Origin of the sequence: Microbacterium sp. MYb45 (assembly GCF_002979655.1) — a bacterium.
Lineage (GTDB): Bacteria > Actinomycetota > Actinomycetes > Actinomycetales > Microbacteriaceae > Microbacterium.
Map to the genome: position 1 here is coordinate 55318 of NZ_PCPG01000012.1, position 19419 is coordinate 74736.

The 19419-nt window shown below is 63.1% G+C and carries 13 protein-coding genes and 2 pseudogenes; 10 read left to right on the plus strand and 5 right to left on the minus strand.

All coding sequences use genetic code 11. From position 1 onward, the window contains the following. The first annotated feature begins 56 nt into the window (after positions 1–56). From CQ034_RS15760 to CQ034_RS15770, 3 genes are read left to right on the plus strand one after another with little or no spacing between them, the layout of a single operon-like run. Entirely contained in the window at positions 57–1661 is a 1605-nt protein-coding gene (locus CQ034_RS15760; RefSeq protein WP_105711791.1) for a class I SAM-dependent DNA methyltransferase, read from the plus strand. After that, positions 1654–2835 (plus strand): restriction endonuclease subunit S, encoded by a 1182-nt coding sequence (locus tag CQ034_RS15765; RefSeq protein WP_181156350.1) that lies wholly within the window; start codon positions 1654–1656, stop codon positions 2833–2835. The genes CQ034_RS15760 and CQ034_RS15765 overlap by 8 nt, the downstream gene beginning before the upstream one ends. Positions 2836–2843: 8 nt before the next feature. After that, positions 2844–6005, plus strand: a complete 3162-nt coding sequence (locus tag CQ034_RS15770; protein ID WP_105711793.1) for a type I restriction endonuclease subunit R — start codon at positions 2844–2846, stop codon at positions 6003–6005. Positions 6006–6440: 435 nt separating this feature from the next. On the opposite strand, the pseudogene CQ034_RS15775 reads toward CQ034_RS15770, so the two are convergent. Next, positions 6441–7046, minus strand: a pseudogene (locus CQ034_RS15775) (SulP family inorganic anion transporter); the annotation flags it as partial. Between the two features lie 311 nt (positions 7047–7357). On the opposite strand from CQ034_RS15775, the gene CQ034_RS15780 reads away from it, so the two are divergent. Together CQ034_RS15780 and CQ034_RS15785 are read left to right on the plus strand one after the other, a co-directional pair. Next, entirely contained in the window at positions 7358–8059 is a 702-nt protein-coding gene (locus tag CQ034_RS15780; RefSeq protein WP_105711794.1) for a hypothetical protein, read from the plus strand. Positions 8060–8567: 508 nt separating this feature from the next. Further along, a complete protein-coding gene (locus CQ034_RS15785) occupies positions 8568–11009 on the plus strand; it encodes a hypothetical protein (RefSeq protein WP_146114860.1) in 2442 nt (813 codons plus the stop codon). 128 nt (positions 11010–11137) lie between these two features. Here the strand turns inward: CQ034_RS15785 and CQ034_RS15790 are convergent. Continuing rightward, positions 11138–12016 (minus strand): annotated as a pseudogene (locus tag CQ034_RS15790) (SulP family inorganic anion transporter); the annotation flags it as partial. A 119-nt stretch (positions 12017–12135) separates the two neighbouring features. On the opposite strand from CQ034_RS15790, the gene CQ034_RS19485 reads away from it, so the two are divergent. After that, positions 12136–13086, plus strand: coding sequence for a hypothetical protein (locus tag CQ034_RS19485; RefSeq protein WP_146114861.1), 951 nt, complete (start codon positions 12136–12138; stop codon positions 13084–13086). Positions 13087–13455: 369 nt separating this feature from the next. On the opposite strand, the gene CQ034_RS15795 is transcribed toward CQ034_RS19485, so the two are convergent. Further along, positions 13456–14958: a SulP family inorganic anion transporter gene (locus CQ034_RS15795; protein ID WP_105711796.1), complete on the minus strand. Its 1503-nt coding sequence runs from the start codon at positions 14956–14958 to the stop codon at positions 13456–13458. A gap of 141 nt (positions 14959–15099) precedes the next feature. Here CQ034_RS15795 and CQ034_RS15800 point away from each other — a divergent pair, with 141 nt between their 5' ends. From CQ034_RS15800 to CQ034_RS15810, 3 genes are all read left to right on the plus strand, one after another. Continuing rightward, entirely contained in the window at positions 15100–15615 is a 516-nt protein-coding gene (locus tag CQ034_RS15800) for a hypothetical protein (RefSeq protein WP_105711797.1), read from the plus strand. Positions 15616–15734: 119 nt separating this feature from the next. Continuing rightward, positions 15735–16241, plus strand: a complete 507-nt coding sequence (locus CQ034_RS15805) for a hypothetical protein (RefSeq protein WP_105711798.1) — start codon at positions 15735–15737, stop codon at positions 16239–16241. 56 nt (positions 16242–16297) lie between these two features. Next, a complete protein-coding gene (locus CQ034_RS15810; RefSeq protein WP_105711799.1) occupies positions 16298–17197 on the plus strand; it encodes a hypothetical protein in 900 nt (299 codons plus the stop codon). A 30-nt stretch (positions 17198–17227) separates the two neighbouring features. On the opposite strand, the gene CQ034_RS15815 is transcribed toward CQ034_RS15810, so the two are convergent. Continuing rightward, the gene (locus CQ034_RS15815) at positions 17228–18457 is read right to left on the minus strand and encodes an MFS transporter (protein ID WP_105711800.1); all 1230 of its coding nucleotides are present in this window, start codon (positions 18455–18457) and stop codon (positions 17228–17230) included. An 83-nt stretch (positions 18458–18540) separates the two neighbouring features. On the opposite strand from CQ034_RS15815, the gene CQ034_RS15820 reads away from it, so the two are divergent. Next, on the plus strand, positions 18541–18846 hold the full coding sequence (locus CQ034_RS15820) for a helix-turn-helix transcriptional regulator (RefSeq protein WP_105711801.1): 306 nt from the start codon (positions 18541–18543) through the stop codon (positions 18844–18846). 16 nt (positions 18847–18862) lie between these two features. On the opposite strand, the gene CQ034_RS15825 is transcribed toward CQ034_RS15820, so the two are convergent. Further along, complete coding sequence (locus CQ034_RS15825; RefSeq protein ID WP_105711802.1) at positions 18863–19357, minus strand: MarR family winged helix-turn-helix transcriptional regulator; 495 nt, start codon at positions 19355–19357, stop codon at positions 18863–18865. Between the last annotated feature and the right edge of the window lie 62 nt (positions 19358–19419).

Here is a 19419-nt window from a genome sequence, read left to right on the forward strand (position 1 = left end):
TATCAACAGCCAGTGAGCGACGCCGAGGTCGATCTCGTTCAGCCCCCAGGAGTGCAATGCCCCCGAAGATGAAGCAGAAGCAGTCACTCGAAGAGACCCTCTGGGAGGCCGCCACTGCCTTGCGATCCTCGATGGATGCCGCCGACTACAAGCATGTCGTGCTTGGACTGATCTTCCTGAAGTACGTCTCGGATACTTTCATGGTCCGTCACGACGAGCTTGCCCGGCTCGTGAATGACGAGTCCTCGGACTACTTCATGCCAAATGAAGCGGCGAAGCTCTCAGTCCTCGAAGACCGTGACGAGTACACCGCCGAGGGCGTCTTTTGGATCCCTGAGGGGCACCGCTGGGACGATCTCAGGAAGGCCGGAAAGCAATCGGACATCGGTGGTCGCATCGACACGGCTATGGACGCTATAGAGCGGGAGAATCCGAGCTTGAAGGGTGTATTACCGAAGAGCTTCTCACGTCAGGAACTCACTCCCCAGATGCTCGGAGGCCTCATCGACGTCTTTTCGCGCAGTGACCTCGCGGCGGAGGAGCACAAGGACCTCGACGTTCTGGGGCGCGTGTACGAGTACTTCCTCGGCAGGTTCGCCGGCGGTGAGGGCAAGCGAGGCGGGCAATACTACACGCCTCGTTCCGTAGTCCAGTTGCTTGTCGAGATGCTTCAGCCGTACCACGGCCGTGTCTACGATCCCGCCTGCGGCTCCGGAGGCATGTTCGTCCAGGCGGACAAGTTCGTCCGGGCGCACGGCGGTACCCATGCTGACATCTCCGTTTACGGACAGGAATCGGTGCCGACCACCTGGCGTTTGGCCAAGATGAATCTCGCTCTGCGAGGCATTGAAGCGAACCTTGGTCCAGAGTGGGGCGATTCCTTCCACGCAGACAAGCACCCTGACCTGCGCGCCGACTTTGTCATCGCGAACCCACCGTTCAACCAGGATGACTGGGGCGGGCAACGTCTCGCAAATGACTCTCGCTGGAAGTATGGGATGCCGCCAACGGGCAATGCGAACTTTGGGTGGATCCAGCACATGCTGTACCACCTCTCACCGACCGGCACGATGGTCACCGTTCTCGCCAATGGTTCGCTGTCGAGCCAGCAGAGCGGCGAGGGCGAGATCCGCAAGAATTTGGTCGAGGCCGAGCTCGTCGAGTGCATCGTCGCTTTGCCGCCGCAACTCTTCTTCGGTACGCAGATCCCGGTTTGCTTGTGGTTCATGACGAAGAATAAGGCGGGCATACCGAACGGGGCGAAGACGCGTAAGCGCGTGGGGGAGACCCTTTTCATCGACGCCCGCAAGAACCTCGGTTACATGGAGACGCGCACCGTGCGAGCCTTCAATGACGACGACATCAATACGATTGCCGACGCCTACCACGCCTGGCGTGGCACCGAGACGAGCGACGGCATGCCATACGAAGATGTCGCCGGGTTCTGTCGTAGCGTGCCAACGAGCGAGATCGCCGAGCATGATTACATCCTCACACCGGGCCGTTACGTAGGTGCAGAGGAGGTCGAGGACGACGGGGTGCCCCTCGACGAGAAGATCGCCCGGCTTAGCGCGGCGATCCGCGATGGCTTTGCCGCGCGTAGTGGACTGGAAGAACGCATGCGCGTTGCCCTTGAGGCTCTGGTGGTTGCTGATGACTAGCTGGGCACCAACTCGACTCAGCGAAGTCCTGTCTATCAAGCACGGATTTGCGTTCGCCGGTGCAGCCTTCTCCGATGACCTCGGCTTCCCGACCCTGATGACGCCTGGGAACTTCTCTGTCGGCGGTGGATTCAAAGAGGCAAAACCGAAGACCTTTGTTGGAGAGTTCAGCCCCGAGTACCTACTGACGCCGGGCGATGTGGTGGTCACCATGACCGATTTGAGCCGTTCGGCAGACACCCTGGGTTACTCCGCGACGATCCCCAATAATGGGCGAAACTACCTACATAACCAGCGAATCGGCAAGGTCGTCATCATTGACGATGAGCGGGCGGATCTGGGGTTCGTTTCATATCTGCTACGCGGACGAGAATATCGCCACCATGTGGTCGCCGGGGCTAGTGGGTCGACCGTAAAACACACCAGCCCAGCTCGCATCGAGTCGTTCGTCGCAAAATTGCCGCGGGTCGATGAGCAGCGGCGCATTGCTTCGGTTCTCGGCACATTCGACGACCTGATCGAGACGAACCTCACCCAGATCGCATCTTCGCGCGAGCTGGCACACGAGTTGTTTGCCCGAGCTGCGACCGATCAACCCAAGATTCCGTTTGGAGACATCGCAACTCTCGTGCGAGACGGTGTCAAAGCTGCCGACATCGCGCCTAACGCCGTCTACCTTGCGCTCGACAACTTTGCTACAGACGGTGGTGGCATTCAATCGGTCGGGACAGCCGCCGGCATCGACAGCAGCAAGTTACGATTCCATGCGGGCGACGTGCTCTACGGAAGACTCCGCCCCTACTTCCGAAAGTACGACCGTCCTGGATATGAGGGCGTGTGCTCAACCGAGATCTGGGTGCTGCGCCCGCGCGCGACTGTAGGAGCCGCCACCCTGGAAGCGATCGTGTCGCAGCCGGCGTTCACTGAGTTCGCGATGGCGGGCAGCGGCGGCACACGGATGCCGCGCGCGAACTGGAACCATGTTGCGACGATGCCCGTTGCATTACCGTCCCATGGCGAGCGCGATGAGTTGGACGCTGTACTCGAGGAACTGTGGACAATATCGGTCAACCTCCACAACGAAGTTGCCGAGCTCACCCGTGCCCGAGATGAGCTCCTGCCTCTGCTGATGTCAGGCAAAGTTCGTGTCGAAGAGAGTTTCGAGGTGGCATGATGGCTGGGATGACTGAGGACCATCTCGAGCAGATCGTCCTGAGCGATCTCGCCGAACTCGGGTGGGAGACGTTCCACGGCCCCGACATCGCACCCGGGGAGCCCCGTGCTGAGCGCTCCGACTACCGGGACACGATACTCGATGGGAAGGTCGCGGCTGCCGTCCGGCGACTCAATCCCGACCTCTCCGAGGCGGCGGTTCAGGACGTCGTCAGCACGATCAAGCGAGTCGAGTCGCCCCTTGTCGAGACCGAGAATTGGCGAGCGTATAAGCATCTCATCGAGGGTGTGCCGGTCGACTACCGCGATGAGGAGGGCACACTCCGCACAGTCCGCGCCTGGCTCGTCGACTGGGACGACGTCGAGAACAACGATCTGATCGCGGTCAACCAGTTCACCATCAAGGGACCGAAGCACGAACGCCGGCCGGACGTGATCCTGTTCGTCAACGGACTGCCGATGGCTCTGTTCGAGCTCAAGCGTCCAGGCAAAGAGTATGCCAGCGTCAAGGGCGCGTATCGACAGACGCAGACTTACCGCGCACAGATCCCCGACGTCTTCAAGTGGAACCAGGTCACGGTCGTCTCCGATGGCCTCTCGGCCAGAGCCGGTTCGTTCTCGGCCCCGTGGCACCACTGGGCACCATGGAAGACCATCGACGGTGTCATGAAAGACCCCCGCCACCCTGCTGGCTACAAGCTGCCGGAGATTGAGGTCCTGACCAAAGGTTTGTTCCGCCCGGACGTCTTCTTCGACCTGTGCCGCAACTACATCGCAACCTACGGCGACGGCGAGAAAACGCGCAAGGCCGTAGCGAAGTACCACCAGTACTGGGCGGTTAAGAAGGCCGTCGACGAGACCTTGCGCGCTGTCTCCGGTGACGGGCGCATCGGCGTCATCTGGCACACCCAAGGTTCCGGCAAGTCGCTAGAGATGGCCTACTACGCAGGCAAGGTCATGCGCGACCCAGGCATGCAGAACCCGACGATTGTCGTGCTCACCGATCGCAACGACCTCGACGACCAGCTGCTCGACGACACCTTCGCATCGTCGAAGATTGGCTCGCCGCTGCCGGAAGCGCCAGTCCAGGCCGACTCACGGACTCATCTCAAGGAGCTACTGGCCGGCCGCGAGTCCGGTGGCATCGTCTTCACGACTATCCAGAAGTTCGGGCTCTCGAAGGCCGACCGTGACGCAGGCCGAAAGTTCCCGCTGCTTTCGGGCCGTCGCAACATCGTGGTGATGGTTGACGAGGCGCACCGCTCGAACTACGACATCATTGACGGCTTCGCGCGGCACTTGCGCGACGCGTTGCCGCGCGCGTCGTTCATCGGCTTCACCGGTACCCCCATCGACGAGCGCGACCGCTCCACGACCGAGATCTTCGGCACGACGATCGACACCTACGATATGACCGACGCACAGGAGGACGGCGCGACGGTCAAGGTCTACTACGAGCCTCGCTTGGCCCGGATCGACCTTCCCGAGACCGCCCGGGAGGAGATTGATGCGGAGTTCGAGGACATCGTCGAAGAGGCAGACGAGGGCGTCGACGAGAAGCTCAAGTCGAGATGGGCGAAGGTCGAGGCGATCGTCGGTTCCGAGAAGCGCATCGCGGAGCTCGCCGCCGACATCGTCGAGCACTGGGAGGCCCGGCGCGACGTGCTTGCGGGCAAGTCCATGGTTGTGACCATGTCAAGGCGGATCGCGGTGGACCTGTACGACGCGATTGTTGAGATCCGGCCCGACTGGCACCACGAAGACGATGATAAGGGTGTCATCAAAACCGTCATCACCGGCAACGCGACCGATCCCGCTGAGCTTCAGCCTCACATACGCAACAAGAAGATGCGCAATGCCATGAAGGCCCGTGCCAGCGACGCAGCAGACCCGCTCGAAGTCGTGATCGTGCGCGACATGTGGCTCACCGGCTTCGACTCGCCCCCCATGCACACGATGTATGTCGACAAGCCGATGCGCGGCGCTTCACTGATGCAGGCGATCACCCGCGTGAACCGAACGTTCAAGGACAAGCCTTCCGGCCTCGTCGTGGACTACATCGGCATTGCTGAGAACCTTCGGGATGCTCTGCAGACGTACACTAGTCGCGACAAGGACGGCCGCGCGGTCGGCGACGACGTGCGCCGGGCAGCGATCCCCGAGATGCTCGTCGAGCACAGCATCGTCTCCGACATGCTCCACGACGTCGACTGGGTGACCATTCTGGGCTCTGGCAGCGACAAAGCCTTCCTGCATGCGGTGGCTGCCGTCGTCGACCACCTGCTCGAGTCCGAGCGTGAGCAACTCGACACCTCCCACGGCGATGTCGGCGAGTTCGATGGGGAGGAGGGGCACTCGCTCAAGCAGCGCTTCATGGCTCACATGCGCCGCCTCAAGCAGCTTTACACGCTGGTGCCGACATCCGTGGAGGCCGAGGCGATCCGCGACGACGTTGCGTTCTTCGATGCCGTCCGCCAGTCGATCGCGAAGATCGAGGGCGCTGATCGACCTTCGGCCGACGACGACGCTGCGCTTGACATTGCAGTCCGCCAGATCGTCAGCCGCCACATGGCCGGATCCGGTGTGATCGACATCTACGAGGAGGCTGGGCTCGGCAAGCCGGACATCTCGCTGATTGACGACGCTTTCGCGAAGCAGTTCGCGAGCGCCGAGAACCAGAACCTCCAGCTCGAGGTGGTCCGCCGCCTGATCCACCGGGAAGTGAAGATCATTGCGCGGCGCAATGTCGTCGCAGGCCGTCAATTCTCGGAGATGCTCGCGGAGGCGCTAAACCGATACCAGAATCGCGCCATCGACGCGGCGCAGGTTGTGGCGGAGATCGTCGAGATCGCAAAGCAGATCAAGGCTCAGCGTGAACGCGGTGAGCGAACCGGGCTGACGGAGGACGAACTGGCCTTCTACGACGCATTGTCCTCGAATGAGGCCGCGAAGCTCGTGATGGAGGACTCGCTCATGAAGCAGATCGCGCATGAGCTGACCGAGATCGTGCGCAACGATGCGAAGACGGACTGGAACCTCAAAGAGACCGTCCGGGCGAAACTTCGGACTCGGATCAAGAGGCTCCTGCTCAAGCACGGCTATCCGCCGGACCAGGAGGTCGCCGCGACCGAGCTGATCCTGAGGCAGGCGGAGGTTGCCGCTGGTGGATGAGGGTGAACGAATCGACCCGACATCGGGCGACCAATTTCTTTCAGCGAGATCAGCCCGCGGTGTTCGCATTCGCGCGTGCGGCCACCGTACGGTCAAACGAGGAGAAGAGGAAGAGCTGCGCGAAGGTACTCAAGCGCTAGTAGGGCGACACCTATGAACGCGATGATCATACCGATGGCCGCAAACGCGCCGTAAAAGCCGGCGATTGACCACGACCACACCACCTTCGACCATCGGCAATTCTCTTCGCGCCGATCGTCCGGATCGTCGTTTGAGGAATAGAAATACGGTCGGGGGGTTCATGTCGTAGATTGGCACCGCGTTCATCGCAGCGCGACGAAAGAGGCCGCGAAACGCCCGTTCGAGTCGGTGGTGAGAACGAGCTTGCTGCGCAACGACTCTCGGCCGCCCAAACGACGTAGGGCCTGCGGACTCCTACTCGAACCCGCCCGTCAACCGCCCGCGCATCCGCGAACTGCTGTCATTCATCCCGACGATCTCCACCGTCTTCCCCAACGCCTGATACTTCGTCTCGATCGCATCCAACGCGGCAACGGTCGACGCATCCCACACATGCGACCCCGACAGGTCAACGAGAACCCGAGATGGATCGTCCGAGTACGAGAACAACGTCGTCAGATCGTTGCTCGACGCGAAGAACAGCTCCCCCTCCACGACGGACGTCACAACATCCCCCGCCTCTCCCAAAACCCGAGTAACCGTCACGAAGTGCGCCACCCGCCGCACGAACAGCACCGACGCGACCAGCACCCCACCGACCACCCCGACCGCGAGGTTGTGCGTGATCAACACCAGCACCACCGTCGCGACCATCACGAACGTCTCGCTCTTCGGCATCCGCTTCAACGTCGAAGGACGCACGCTGTGCCAGTCGAACGCCCCGATCGCGACCATGATCATCACGGCCACCAGAGCTGCCATCGGGATGGTCCCGGCGAAGTCCCCAAAAACCACGACCAACACGAACAGGAAGATGCCGGCGCAGAACGTCGAGATGCGGGTGCGAGCCCCTGACGCCTTCCGGAGAAGGTGCCGTCGGTGGGTCGGTGGGTCGGTGGCAGGAGCGGTCACCGGAGCGGAAGCTGCGTACCGATATTGGGCCTGCGCGAAGTGGACGAAGCGAAAGGTCGCGTATCCCGAGTATCTCTCGGAGTTCGAATCGAGTGCGATCCAGTGGGACAGCGGGAACGCGCGCACCTCGAGTGAAAGCGGCCTGTGCAGGCAATGGCCCGAGGTGCTGTCAGACGCTTCGTGATACCGGGCTTTCGTCTCTCGTCGTTGCCCTGACGCGTCCCTCGCTGTGTGTCGAACTTCTTCGGTAGCATTTCCCTATGGCGGATGGCGACGACGAAGACTTGCTGGTCGAGATAGCCACGACAGACAAGTATCGGGCCCGTTCCAACTCGGTTGCTGCCCTCACCGCCGCCGCGGCGGGGGCGCTCGCGGCAGCCCTGGCGCTGAATCCGGCGTTGGTCGCCTTCCCGTTCGCCACGCGAGTCCTGGCTATGACCTCGGTGGTCTTTCTAGTGGTCGCTACGGGGGCCTTCGTGGTCGGGTCAGTTCTCCATGCGCGAGCGACGGCAGCAACGAAGGCCGGACGTGCCGCCAATAAGTTCCTCCGCCCGTGGGAAGCCCTTTTCGAACGTAAGGAAAGCGGGCCTGACGCGGAGGAATATCGACGTTCAATCGAGTCCGTGCAGCGTCAGATCATGCGGGCAACCGACGTTGGGATGTGGCTCGCCGCAGGTGCCATCCTGACTATCATTGCCGCGCTTATCTCGATGCTTCTGATAAACGAGCAACGCGAGGTGCTGGTCTTTAGTCTCTCCGACACCTCACCGGCCAGGGCACTCTGCCCCTCGCTGCCAGAGATGTTTGAGGCGACCACGAAGACCGTCGAGCTTCGGTCGCTGGACGATGCTCTGACCTTGCAGGTTACGAGTGACCTTTGCGGACTCGGGGCTTCGGAGGGGCTGATTGAGTTCACGGTCGCGCGGACGGACGTTCTCGTGATTCGGCCGGTCGCTGGATGAGCGCCGAGTTCGTAGTCGAGTGGCACGAACTATTGCCGTTCGACGACATGGAATGGCAATCTGCGCTCCAGCTTGCTGTTGGCATGCTGCGAAGCGAGTCACCTATTCGGTTTCGCGCACCCGCGGACGATCGCTCTGACTTGCTTGTGGTCGGGTACATGGCCGGAGACCACGACCGTATAGTTCAGGGGGAGACATTCGCTGCGTTTCTTCGATCCCGTTCTGACCTGGGATCTACCAACGTCCTACTGGTGGCATGTGCGCAGAGGAAGCCTGCGCTTCGACTGCCCGAGGTTCGAGAGCTTCTTATCGGCCAGGGCCCCGGGTTGCGGGGTGCGCGTCACCTGCGAACCAATATTCCCGACGCGCTAACGATGGATTGCCGCCGTGTGCTTCTCCAATGCTTGCAAGAGCGACATCTGATGGAGCTACCACCGACACAGATCGAGGATGGAGCCATAGTGCGCGCCCCACTTGTTAGTCCACGTAGAAGGAGGTACGAGGCCATATGAACACCCAGCCCGTTGGCATGGCCTGGATCGCGGCGGTGCTCGCACCGTGGACTGTTTCACCTCACCCGAACTTCGGCGCAGGCGAGATCACAGCTGCGCAGGCGCTCGCACTCGTGACGGAACGTCGCAATGCTCACGTTGAAAGTGAGCAGTCTGACATGAGTTCGTCTTGGCCTGGCTGGGCGGGTGAGCTCGTAACTGCAGCTCAGGCGTCGCTCGTGGCCGCAACTCAAGCCGATGCGACCGAATCACTTTGGATAATCGCGCAGCGAGGCGACGTAGAGGTCGGCGCACGCATCGCAGCAGCCACATTCGCCGCCCTGGGGTCGTTGGAACTCGAGGACGCATCCCGTGCGGTCGACCTACTCGCGGCGATCGCAATGGAGCTATCCAACGTCGCTGCTCCACAGGATCTGGCGCCGTCATACCGACTTGCGGTTGCCGTTCTTCAGCAGCAACGGGTAGCGCGCGCGTGCGACTCGTTCCGGTTCGAGGATGCTCAGGCGAGCATCGCGGAGGTCAACCGATGGTTGCCGAGCGCTTCGGTAGCGGGACTAGAGAAATTCCCCGTGTCGAAGGGCATCAGCTGGAGTTCCGTGCGGGTGCAGCGAGACATGCTGACTGCGACGAGGAACAACGCTTTGGCGGCCAAAGCGACCATCGAGAGGTTCGGCGGCCGCGGATGGGTTCGAGTCGTTCGCGCTCGAAGTGGCTGGATCGATCTGCGGCAACACGTACTCGAGAGAAACCGCGGAACCGCCGTCGTGCGCGAAGCGTTCGAAGCCAGGCTCGAATCCACGTCAGGGAAGCGAGTCTTTGGGCGCGAGACAGTTGCGGACGTTGCTTATAACGCTTTGCTCATAGCCGAGCTCTCGGGCGATGTGGGAGTGGCCCGTGCAAACCGGGCCGAGATGGCCAAGATCCATCTTCTTGAGCGCGACGACGTGGAGTTTCACGTGCGCGAGGCACTGCGTCTACTTCGTCAATCCAATGACACGGCTTCTCTCAAACCCGCGCTCGCGTGGGTGCGGGCCGAAGGGCCCCTCACTGCTTTGAAGGATGACGCCCTCAGGGTGCTCGCTCGTGCTGTACGCGATCGTTACGCCTCGGAATCGGATTTGATGGTACTTGAGGGCGCCGCAGACGTTCTTGAGCAGGCTGAGCTTGCGCAGAGCATTGACGTCGCGCGGATTCACCTTGAAACGATGAAGCGCACGAATCGATACGCATGGACGCATCTTGACAATGCGTGGAAGGCGATTGCTCGCTTCCTGCCCGGTAGCGAACAAGACGACGAAGTCGCAGGGAGCGCGAGCGAACTCCTTCGCGAGCCAAAGGCGCTTGTGCGACCTTTGTCAAACACGCTCTCTCGCGTGGTTGGCGTGATCGACTGGAGCCGCGTTCAAGGTCAAGTACGCGACAGGTGGTCGCAGTGGTTGGAACATCAGTCCGCGACCGATCCGGAGACTGAGGCATTGGTGTTCCAGCTCCGGGAGGCGCTGCACCTCCCTGATAACGGGCTTGAACATTCGTCAGGTATAGAAGCGGCTGCGATACTCGCGGACGACGGGCTTCCAGCCGACGCGCCCAAATCGCAACTTAGTGACGCGAGGGAAGCGATCACCTCGGCACTCGCCGCGGAAGCAACAGCGGCGGCTGCTGGTAGCTTCGCGTTCGGCGGGATCGAGCCCGCGAACGTTGGCGTAGCGTTCGCACTTCGCTTCAATGATCCGCTCGTTTGGGAAGCGGTAACTGAGCATCTCGTCGATCCGAACGTGTTGTCTGACTTCAAGGAGTCGGCGCTCGAGCGCCTCGCATCTAATGCGACGAGGGTGCCTGCGAGTGTTCAGGAGCGCTTGGCAGGCAACTGGCGCAAGATCGCGGAGTCGCGTCGAGATTCATGGTTCGGTGGGGATAATTTGCCTCTCACTCCCGAAGCGCTTCGCATGGCTGCGGCCTTCGGAGCACTCACCTCAACTGAGGGGCTCGAGGCAGTACTGCGGCTCAGCGCGTCCGGCAACGTCGGCCGAGTCGAGGCAGCGCGCTCGATCCCGCTCATTGTCGACCGGGACGAGGCCACGTGGGCTCATGTGCTGTTGCTGCAACTAGCTGATGACGACAATCCCGACGTCCGGGCGGAAGCGGGCTTTGCCATGATTCAGTTGCTTTCGTCCGAGTCGTTTGTTTCGGAGATGATCACTCAGCGCGCGACGGCGTTGCTGCAATCGGACGGAATCCGTTGCGCGCTTCGCATCCTTCACGGGCTTCAGTCGCTCGCCGCCGCGGGGTCTCAAGCGGTGACTCCATGGATTCCGTTGGTTCGCAAGATGGCGAAGTCGGATCAGCGGCGAATAATCCGCGGTGCTGCTTCAGAGTTGATCAGGATCGCGGACCTCAAGGGGCTCAGCACCTCAGGCCCTCGCGTCAACGAACGGTGAAAGCACCGCGATTCAAACCGAGCGAGTCTCAGTGTCTCGGTTGAGTGGAGTGAGCCGAGCAGTCGCCGCGTGAATAGCCGCGCTGGTTCCAAGCGCGGCGCGGGTTCCCGTGAACTTAGGGTGTCTATTTACTCGAACCCACCCGTGAGCCTTCCCCGCATGCGCTCGCTGCTCTCATTCATCCCGACGATCTCCACCGACTTCCCCAGAGCCGCGTACTTCGTCTCGATCGCGTCCAACGCCGCAACGGTCGACGCATCCCACACATGCGACCCCGACAGGTCAACGAGAACCCGCTCGGGATCGTCCGAGTACGAGAACAACGTCGTCAGATCGTTGCTCGACGCGAAGAACAGCTCCCCTTCCACGACGTACGTCACAACGTCACCCGCCTCACCGAGAACTCGCGTAACTGAAACGAAGTGCGCCACCCGCCGCACGAAGAGCACCGACGCGACCAGCACCCCGCCGACGACCCCGACCGCCAGATTGTGCGTGATCAACACCAGCACCACCGTCACCACCATCATCACGAAGGTCTCGCTCTTCGGCATCCGCTTCAACGTCGACGGACGCACGCTGTGCCAGTCGAACGCCCCGATCGCGACCATGATCATCACGGCGACGAGCGCGGCCATCGGGATCGTCCCGACGAAGTCGCCGAACACGACGACCAGCAGGAACAGGAAGATCCCGGCGCAGAACGTCGAGATGCGTGTCCGCGCGCCGGAGGCTTTCACGTTGATCATGGTCTGACCGATCACGGCGCAGCCGCCCATGCCGCCGAAGATCCCCGACAGCACGTTCGAGACGCCCTGCCCCCACGCCTCACGACTCTTGCGCGAGTGGGTGTCGGTGATTTCGTCGACGAGCTTTGCGGTGAGCAGCGACTCCATCAGTCCGACCAGCGCGACCCCGAGCGCGAACGGCGCGATGATCGTGAACGTCTCCCACGTGAGCGGAACGTTCGGGATGAACAGCGAGACCAAATCGCCAGCCGTCGGCACGTATGGATAGAGGCCGTGCATGGCTAGGTATCGCCTAGGACCTCCTCCCACGGCAGTAAAGGGCTGGCTACCGTTAGTTAGGCCGCTCAGTCCGTCACCGAGCCCGCCATACTGGTGACGTGACCCCTCGTATGGCTTTGGAACGCGACCGGCAGCAGCTTGCCTGGCACTACACCTCGGCAGAAGCGCTGATTTCGATCTTGCACACGGACGCCCTCCGAGCGACTTCGGCAGCGTTTATGAATGACGCAAATGAGATGAAGACGGGTGTGCGAGCCCTTAAACGGACCTACGAGCGGATGAGGGAATCGTTCTCGCCGGCAGAGCGGAAGGCGATTGAAGAGTCTGGTGCTTTGAATGAGCGGTCTGTGGACCACTTGTTCTTGTTGTCGGCGTCGAGAGGTCCCGACCGACTCACGTTATGGCGAAACTACGGGGGCGCGACGACGCCATACGCTATCGGGCTCGATCGGTCGGTTTTGCTGCGTCCGCTGGAGGTCGTCGAGGGTCGCCGGCACCCGCGACCACCAGAGGGTTGGGATTCGGTGGGTTGGGAAGAGTCGGCTGATGGGCCTGTGCGCATATACGACCCCGACGAGGTATGGGTCTTCGGCGGACAGTGGAATGACGTTATGTATGTGAATCGCAAGGGCACTCAATCGCACGAACAGTCGCTCCGAGCTCTCGCGAAAGACCGAATGGACGGACAGGAGCGTGGATCATTCCTTGTGAGCCTTCCGGATTTCGCGGACAGCCCGGTCTACCTCGAAAAGGACGCCAGTTTCGAGGATGAAGACGAAGTGCGGCTGGTCGTCGAGGCAAATCCATCGTGGAAGTTTCTTCAGTTCCGAGGTGACCGTTTCGGAGCGGTACCTTACGTCGAACTATCATCCTCCGATGAGCGAGGTCGCTTCATCTCCGCTGCGGCAGATAGGAAGTTGCCGATCCGGGAAATTTGGATTGGACCTAGCGCAGACGCGGTAACTGCAAGGCGCGCTCTCGAAAGCCTGCTCCACGTTTCAGGCTATGGCGATGTTCACGTCCGCTCCACGTCCATCCCGTACCGTTGACCGGCGTCGAAATCAAAAACTCGTGGTCACAGGGGCGCTGACGCGTCACAATGCGTCGATTGAGCCCTCGCTCGGCGCCACTGACGAGGCGTTGGCCGCCTCAAGCGACACGAGGGGGAGTCGGTTTCGGTGAACGTGGCCCCCCGCGGTGCAATGCCCGATCTGGTGGCCCAACTGTCGCGAGCCTGTCATCCGCGACACTGAGACTGACGCGACACTGAGACTGACGCGACTCTGTGGAGACCGAGGCTGTGAACCTCGGGCGTTCGACTTGCGGCCGTGTCCAACTCGGCGGAGATCGGCTGGACGATGCCAGACGTGAGGGCAGCTCAAGTGCCGTCGGCCTCGCCCGAGACTGCGAACACAGCCCTACTCAAACCCACCCGTCAACCGCCCGCGCATCCGCGAACTGCTCTCGTTCATCCCGACGATCTCCACCGCCTTCCCCAACGCCTGATACTTCGTCTCGATCGCGTCCAACGCGGCGACGGTCGACGCATCCCAGATATGCGACCCCGACAGATCCACGATCACGCGCTCGGGATCCGATGAGTAAGAGAACAACGTCGTCAAGTCATTGCTCGACGCGAAGAACAGCTCCCCCTCCACGACGTATGTCACAACGTCTCCCGCCTCACCGAGAACGCGCGTAACCGACACGAAGTGCGCCACCCGCCGCACGAACAGCACCGAAGCGACCAGCACCCCGCCCACGACGCCGACCGCAAGATTGTGCGTGATCAGCACGAGAACAACTGTCGCCACCATCACGAAGGTCTCGCTCTTCGGCATCCGCTTCAACGTCGACGGACGCACGCTGTGCCAGTCGAACGCCCCGATCGCGACCATGATCATCACGGCCACCAGCGCGGCCATGGGGATCGTCCCGACGAAGTCGCCGAACACGACCACCAGCAGGAACAGGAAGATGCCGGCGCAGAACGTCGAGATGCGTGTCCGCGCGCCGGAGGCTTTCACGTTGATCATGGTCTGACCGATCACGGCGCAGCCGCCCATGCCGCCGAAGATCCCCGACAGCACGTTCGAGACGCCCTGCCCCCACGCCTCGCGACTCTTGCGCGAGTGGGTGTCGGTGATCTCGTCGACGAGCTTTGCGGTGAGAAGCGACTCCATCAGCCCGACCAGCGCGACCCCGAGCGCGAACGGCGCGATGATCGTGAACGTCTCCCACGTGAGCGGAACGTTCGGGATGAACAGCTCGGGCAGGCTCTTCGGCAGCTCGCCCTGGTCGCCGACGGTAGGCACGGTGATGCCGAACGCGAGCACGACGCCCGTCACGATCACGACCGACACGAGCGGTGCCGGCACGATCTTGGTGATCTTCGGCATCAGGATCATCACGACGATCCCGAGCGCGACCAGCGGATACACCAGCCACGGCACGTCGATCAGCTGCGGGAACTGCGAGCTGAACACGAAGATCGCCAGCGCGTTCACGAACCCCACCATGACGCTGCGGGGGATGAACCGCATCAGCTTCGCGACGCCGATCACCCCGAGGATCACCTGGAAGATGCCGGCGAGGATGACCGTCGCGATGAAGTAGTCGAGCCCGTACGTCGGCGCGACGGGTGCGATCACGAGAGCCACGGCCCCGGTCGCCGCGGTCACCATCGCCGGACGCCCACCGAGGAACGCGATCGACACCGCCATGATGAACGACGAGAACAGCCCGACCTTCGGGTCGACGCCCGCGATCACCGAGAACGCGATCGCCTCGGGGATCAGCGCGAGCCCGACGACGAGCCCGGCCAGCACCTCGCGGGTCAGCATCCGCGGATTCTTCAGCGCGGTCAGCACCGAGGGGTTCGCCCGGTACCGGGCACGATCGTCGATCGTCGTTGCAGACATGGATGCTCCAGAGGAAGGCGCCTCGAGATGAGGCAGACGTTCCAGCGTAGAGCGGATGCTGCGGATGCGGGGCTCCTCCGCCCTTCCGTCCCGCGGACTCCTCCGACATGATGAAGAGGACCGACCTCGAAGGAGCCCTCCGTGTCACTCACACCGCCTCCGGCTCCGCTGGCCGACACCGCCGTCACCGGGCTGCCCGGCGCCGTAGTGATCGCGGGCATCCGCAAGATGCTCATCTGGACCGTCGTCGCCGGAGTCGTGTACTCGGTCTTCATGAGCGGCAGCAAGGGCATCTGCCCGGGCGGCATCGACGCCAACGGTGGGTTCATCGACGCCGACGGCCGGTCGGTCGAGCAGGCTCCGCTCTGCGTCACGCTGACGATCCGCCCCAGTGTGTTCGTCTACGTCGGCATCGCACTGATCGTCCTGATCGCGCTCGGCCGCGTCACCAAGGCAGTCGACGCGCGCGCGGCCCTGCGGACGATGGAGCGCGCGATCCAAGGAGCCGGCCTGCTCGTCGCCATCGCCCTGGTCGTGTCGCACGTGTGGTTCCAGCTGACCCCGCTCGAGCACTTCTCCTCCGGCTCGTGGTCTTACTTCAGTCCGTTCCCGCTCGGGGTCATCGACGTCTCGACCGACCCGATGACGGGGCCCTGACGGCGGCATCCAGCACCTCTCGGCCTGTCCGCCGACGGCCGGACGAGTACACCGGTATTCCCTGGAGGGCATCCGCCCGTCTCCGTTCCGTCGCCGGAAGCTGTCCATACAGTGACGGCATGCAGCTTGGATCCGTCGCAGACGTCGTCACCGCACTCACCGCCATCGGAGCCCTCATCGCCGCCGTCTTCGGCGCGAAGAATGCGGCCCGTCTGTTCGGTATCGAAGCGAAGCGGGACGCCGCCGCGGCAGCGCGCGAGGTGCAATCGCAGGCCAGGAAGGCGTTCGCGTGGGTGGCGACCCGGATCAGTAAACGAGAGTTCTACGGTGTCGTCATCGTGAACTCATCCGAGCAGGCGATCTATGACGTCGTCGTCCGCGTGACGGGCGCCGACGAGGTGGAACGGACTCCGGTGCGGCTCACGATTCTGCCGCCCGGTGCTTACTACCTCGAGGAGAGCCCGCAGGCCTATGGCTGGACGTTCGCCTCACGATTGCGCTCGTTCGACGAGGAGATCCGTCCCGTGACGAAGTCGAGGAAGCGCCGCGTAGTCGGGATGTCGTTCCGCGACAGTTCGAACGTCGCCTGGGTTCGCGACACTGAGGGTCTGCTCGCACGCGCATAGGGTGCTGGCGACAGTGATCAACCCAGCACGTCTTCGTGCTGAGGAACGGAGGCAGGATGTCGGATCAGAAGCACCCGGACGCGAAGACGCTTCGGGAAGAAGTGAATGCGCTGTTCGGAGTCCGATGGGACACGCTCGTGGAGTGGACGGTCATCTCTTGGCTGAGCATCTGGTTCTGGTCCTCCCGGGCTGATCCGAGCATCTCCGGGAACTTCTTCGGCTGGACCGACGGGCCAGTGACCGGTATCGAGAACTTCCTGCGATCACTCGACATCACACCGCCGTCGTGGCTGACGGCGACGATTGACTGGCTCCTCGACCCGTCGCGCGAGTGGCTGTCGACGACTCTCGTCGTCGTTGCTGTGGTTGCGTGCGTGACCGCCGTGCGGAGCTACGGTCTCTCTGGACTGCGGACTCTGGCGCTGCTGTCGACGGCGGTCGTGTGCGAGATTCAGGGGAGTTTCTGGCCGGTGGTGTGGATTCTCTTGGCGGCCGCGATCCCTGCCGCGTTCGCCTGGGGCATCGGATTCGTCGACAGCCGCCGCGAGGAGAGCAAGTTCAGCGAGTACGAGTACTACTTCGGCCGCGGCATCGTGAGCGACTACATCACCAGGATCGTCCTGCTGTTCCTCTCACCTGCTTTCGCTCCGTTCCTGCTCGCCGGGCAGCTCGTCGTCAGCTTCCGCACGAACCTGCCCTACGAGCCCGCCGAGGAACTCAACAAGGAGGTTGTCAACGCTTTGAAGACGCGCGGAGACGGCCAGGCAGACGAACTGGACGCGTTGACGAGCACCGCTGCCTCCGCGGCCATTCACCTGGCGGGGAACACCTCTCGGGATGCGCGCCAGATCGCGAGCGCCTACCGGTTCCAGTTGAAGAGTCGTCGAGAAGCGGAAGAAGCGCGCGCCCGTGCCGAGCGGAAGCGTCGTGACGGCTGGCCTGACCGCGGGGTCTGACTCCCGCTGGGCCGCCTCAATCCCTGACGCCTACCGCCCCGCCCTCACCCGCAGCCCGAACGCGACCGCCGCCAGCGCGATCACCACGATCCCGTACCCGACGCACACGGCCTCGAGCCCGACCACACCGACCAGCGCTCCGGCGATCACGGCCGGCACCCCGAACGCCAGATACGCCAGCAGATAGATCACGGCGAAGGTGTCGGCGCGCTGCGTCGCCGGGATCCGCGGCGCGAGTGACGCGACCACTCCCGAGAATGCGGTGCCGAAGCCCATTCCGGTGACGGCGGCCGCGACGAGGTAGAACGGCAGCGACCCGACGCCCAACGCGATCAGTGACAGTAGAGTCCCGACCGCGAGCGCCGACGTGCCGAACAGCACCATCGACCGCGCCGCGATCTTCCGCAGCACGAACGCCGTCACCGCGCCGACCCCGGCGAGCAGCACGACTCCGAGCCCTTGCCACACGTGCGCCTCGCCGCCGAGCTCACCGTGCACGATGTTCGCGCCCAGCGACAGGAACAATCCGCCCGTCGCCCACCCGGCGATCACGGCCGGCGCCCCGCGCCAGAAGTCCGCGCGGATCGCCGGCGGGATCGACAGCCGGAAGCTCAAAGATGCCCACACCCCCGGCTTGCGCGGAGCCGTCTCGGGCACGAGGAAGAACAGCGCCGCGAGCAGGATGTACGCCGAGCTCAACGGCGCGAACACGTCGAGCAGCGCCTCGCCGCTGAGGTCGAGCACCACGGCCGACACGAGCGCCCCGAGCGCGAGTCCGATCCCGGGGCTCAGCGCGTTCCACAGCGCCGCGACCCCCGCGCGCCCACCCGGCGCGAAGTCGAGCACCGTCGCCGACAGCGCCGAGATCAGCAGACCGCTCGCCACACCCTGCAGGATGCGCGCGACGAACAGCGTGGCGACGGCATCCGCGTGCCAGAACAGGAACATGCTCCCCGCCAGCAGCACGAGCCCGACGATCGCGACCGGACGACGGCCGACGTGATCCGACAGCGAACCGGCGGTGAGGAGCGTCAGCAGCAGTGCCACCGCGTAGACAGCGAACACGGCACTGATCACGATCGCCTCGAACCCGATGTCGTGCGCGAGCACCGGGTAGAACGGCGACGGCGCACTCGCCCCGGCCATCATCAGGATCTGCGCGACGATCGCGAGCACGAACCCGAAGCGGGCGCGGGGGATGGCGCCCGACGACGCACGCTCAGTGATCGACGGACGGATGATCGGCTCGGTGCTGGTCATAAGCGACTCCTCGTAAGGTTCGAGAATCATCGAACTATCGGAGCGTACTCGCCATCCATCGATTGTTCAACTATTCTCGAACCATGCCTGGCGATCTTCCGCACCCGGAGCGCTCCGAGATCCAACTCACCGACGTGCTCTTCGCGCTCAGCGACCCCGAGCGCCTCGCCATCACGCGCCAGCTCGCCGACGGCCCCCTCGACATGGCCACCTGCCACGCCACCGACCCGAACCTCCCGAAGTCGACCAAGTCGCACTTCATGAAGGTGCTGCGCGAAGCCGGCATCATCCGCAACGAGCCCAACGGCCGCCGACGGATGCTGACGCTGCGCCGCGACGACCTCGACGCGCTCTTCCCCGGGCTGTTGGACTCCGTGCTGCGCAGCTGAGACGAGATCTGTCGGCTCAGCTCTTCTTCCGGCTCCCCGCTGACCGCGGCGGATTCGCCCGCAGATGCGCACTGACCTGCGTGAGCACGCGCTCGAGGCCGTCGACATCGTCGGCCGTGAGTGAGTCGAACAGCAGGTCCTTGACCGTCGCGATGTGACCCGGGAACACCGTCGCCAGCACGCCGCGACCGTCTTCGGTGATCGTGACGATCGTGCTCCGTTCGTCTTCCGGTGAGGGAGCGCGCGTGACCAGACCGCGCTGCTCGAGCAGCTGCACCTGATAGGTCAGTCCGCTCCGGCTGTAGACCACCCCGTCGGCGAGGTCGGTCATGCGCTGGCTCCCGCCCGGAGCGTCTCCGAGCCGCGCGAGCAGCTGGAACTGCACGTAGCTGAGCTGCCCGGCATCCTTCAACTGCTTCTCGACCGAGTGCCGCAGCAGACTGCTCACCTCGGTGAACGCGAAGTATGCCGAGAGCTCTTTCGGCGAGAGCTGGGGAGGAGAGGGGCTCATCTGTCCAGTATACGTGTTGCTTCGAATTCGAAGCAGTGCTACGGTCGCCTTAGTGCTTCGAA

What these genes read in the sequence shown, in the direction of transcription:
- CQ034_RS15760 (WP_105711791.1), top strand. Translation starts at nt 57, where the DNA reads ATGCCCCCGAAGATGAAGCAGAAGCAGTCACTCGAAGAGACCCTCTGG.
- CQ034_RS15765 (WP_181156350.1), top strand. Translation starts at nt 1,654, where the DNA reads ATGACTAGCTGGGCACCAACTCGACTCAGCGAAGTCCTGTCTATCAAG.
- CQ034_RS15770 (WP_105711793.1), top strand. Translation starts at nt 2,844, where the DNA reads ATGACTGAGGACCATCTCGAGCAGATCGTCCTGAGCGATCTCGCCGAA.
- CQ034_RS15780 (WP_105711794.1), top strand. Translation starts at nt 7,358, where the DNA reads ATGGCGGATGGCGACGACGAAGACTTGCTGGTCGAGATAGCCACGACA.
- CQ034_RS15785 (WP_146114860.1), top strand. Translation starts at nt 8,568, where the DNA reads ATGAACACCCAGCCCGTTGGCATGGCCTGGATCGCGGCGGTGCTCGCA.
- CQ034_RS15795 (WP_105711796.1), bottom strand. Translation starts at nt 14,958, where the DNA reads ATGTCTGCAACGACGATCGACGATCGTGCCCGGTACCGGGCGAACCCC.
- CQ034_RS15805 (WP_105711798.1), top strand. Translation starts at nt 15,735, where the DNA reads ATGCAGCTTGGATCCGTCGCAGACGTCGTCACCGCACTCACCGCCATC.
- CQ034_RS15810 (WP_105711799.1), top strand. Translation starts at nt 16,298, where the DNA reads ATGTCGGATCAGAAGCACCCGGACGCGAAGACGCTTCGGGAAGAAGTG.
- CQ034_RS15815 (WP_105711800.1), bottom strand. Translation starts at nt 18,457, where the DNA reads ATGACCAGCACCGAGCCGATCATCCGTCCGTCGATCACTGAGCGTGCG.
- CQ034_RS15820 (WP_105711801.1), top strand. Translation starts at nt 18,541, where the DNA reads ATGCCTGGCGATCTTCCGCACCCGGAGCGCTCCGAGATCCAACTCACC.
- CQ034_RS15825 (WP_105711802.1), bottom strand. Translation starts at nt 19,357, where the DNA reads ATGAGCCCCTCTCCTCCCCAGCTCTCGCCGAAAGAGCTCTCGGCATAC.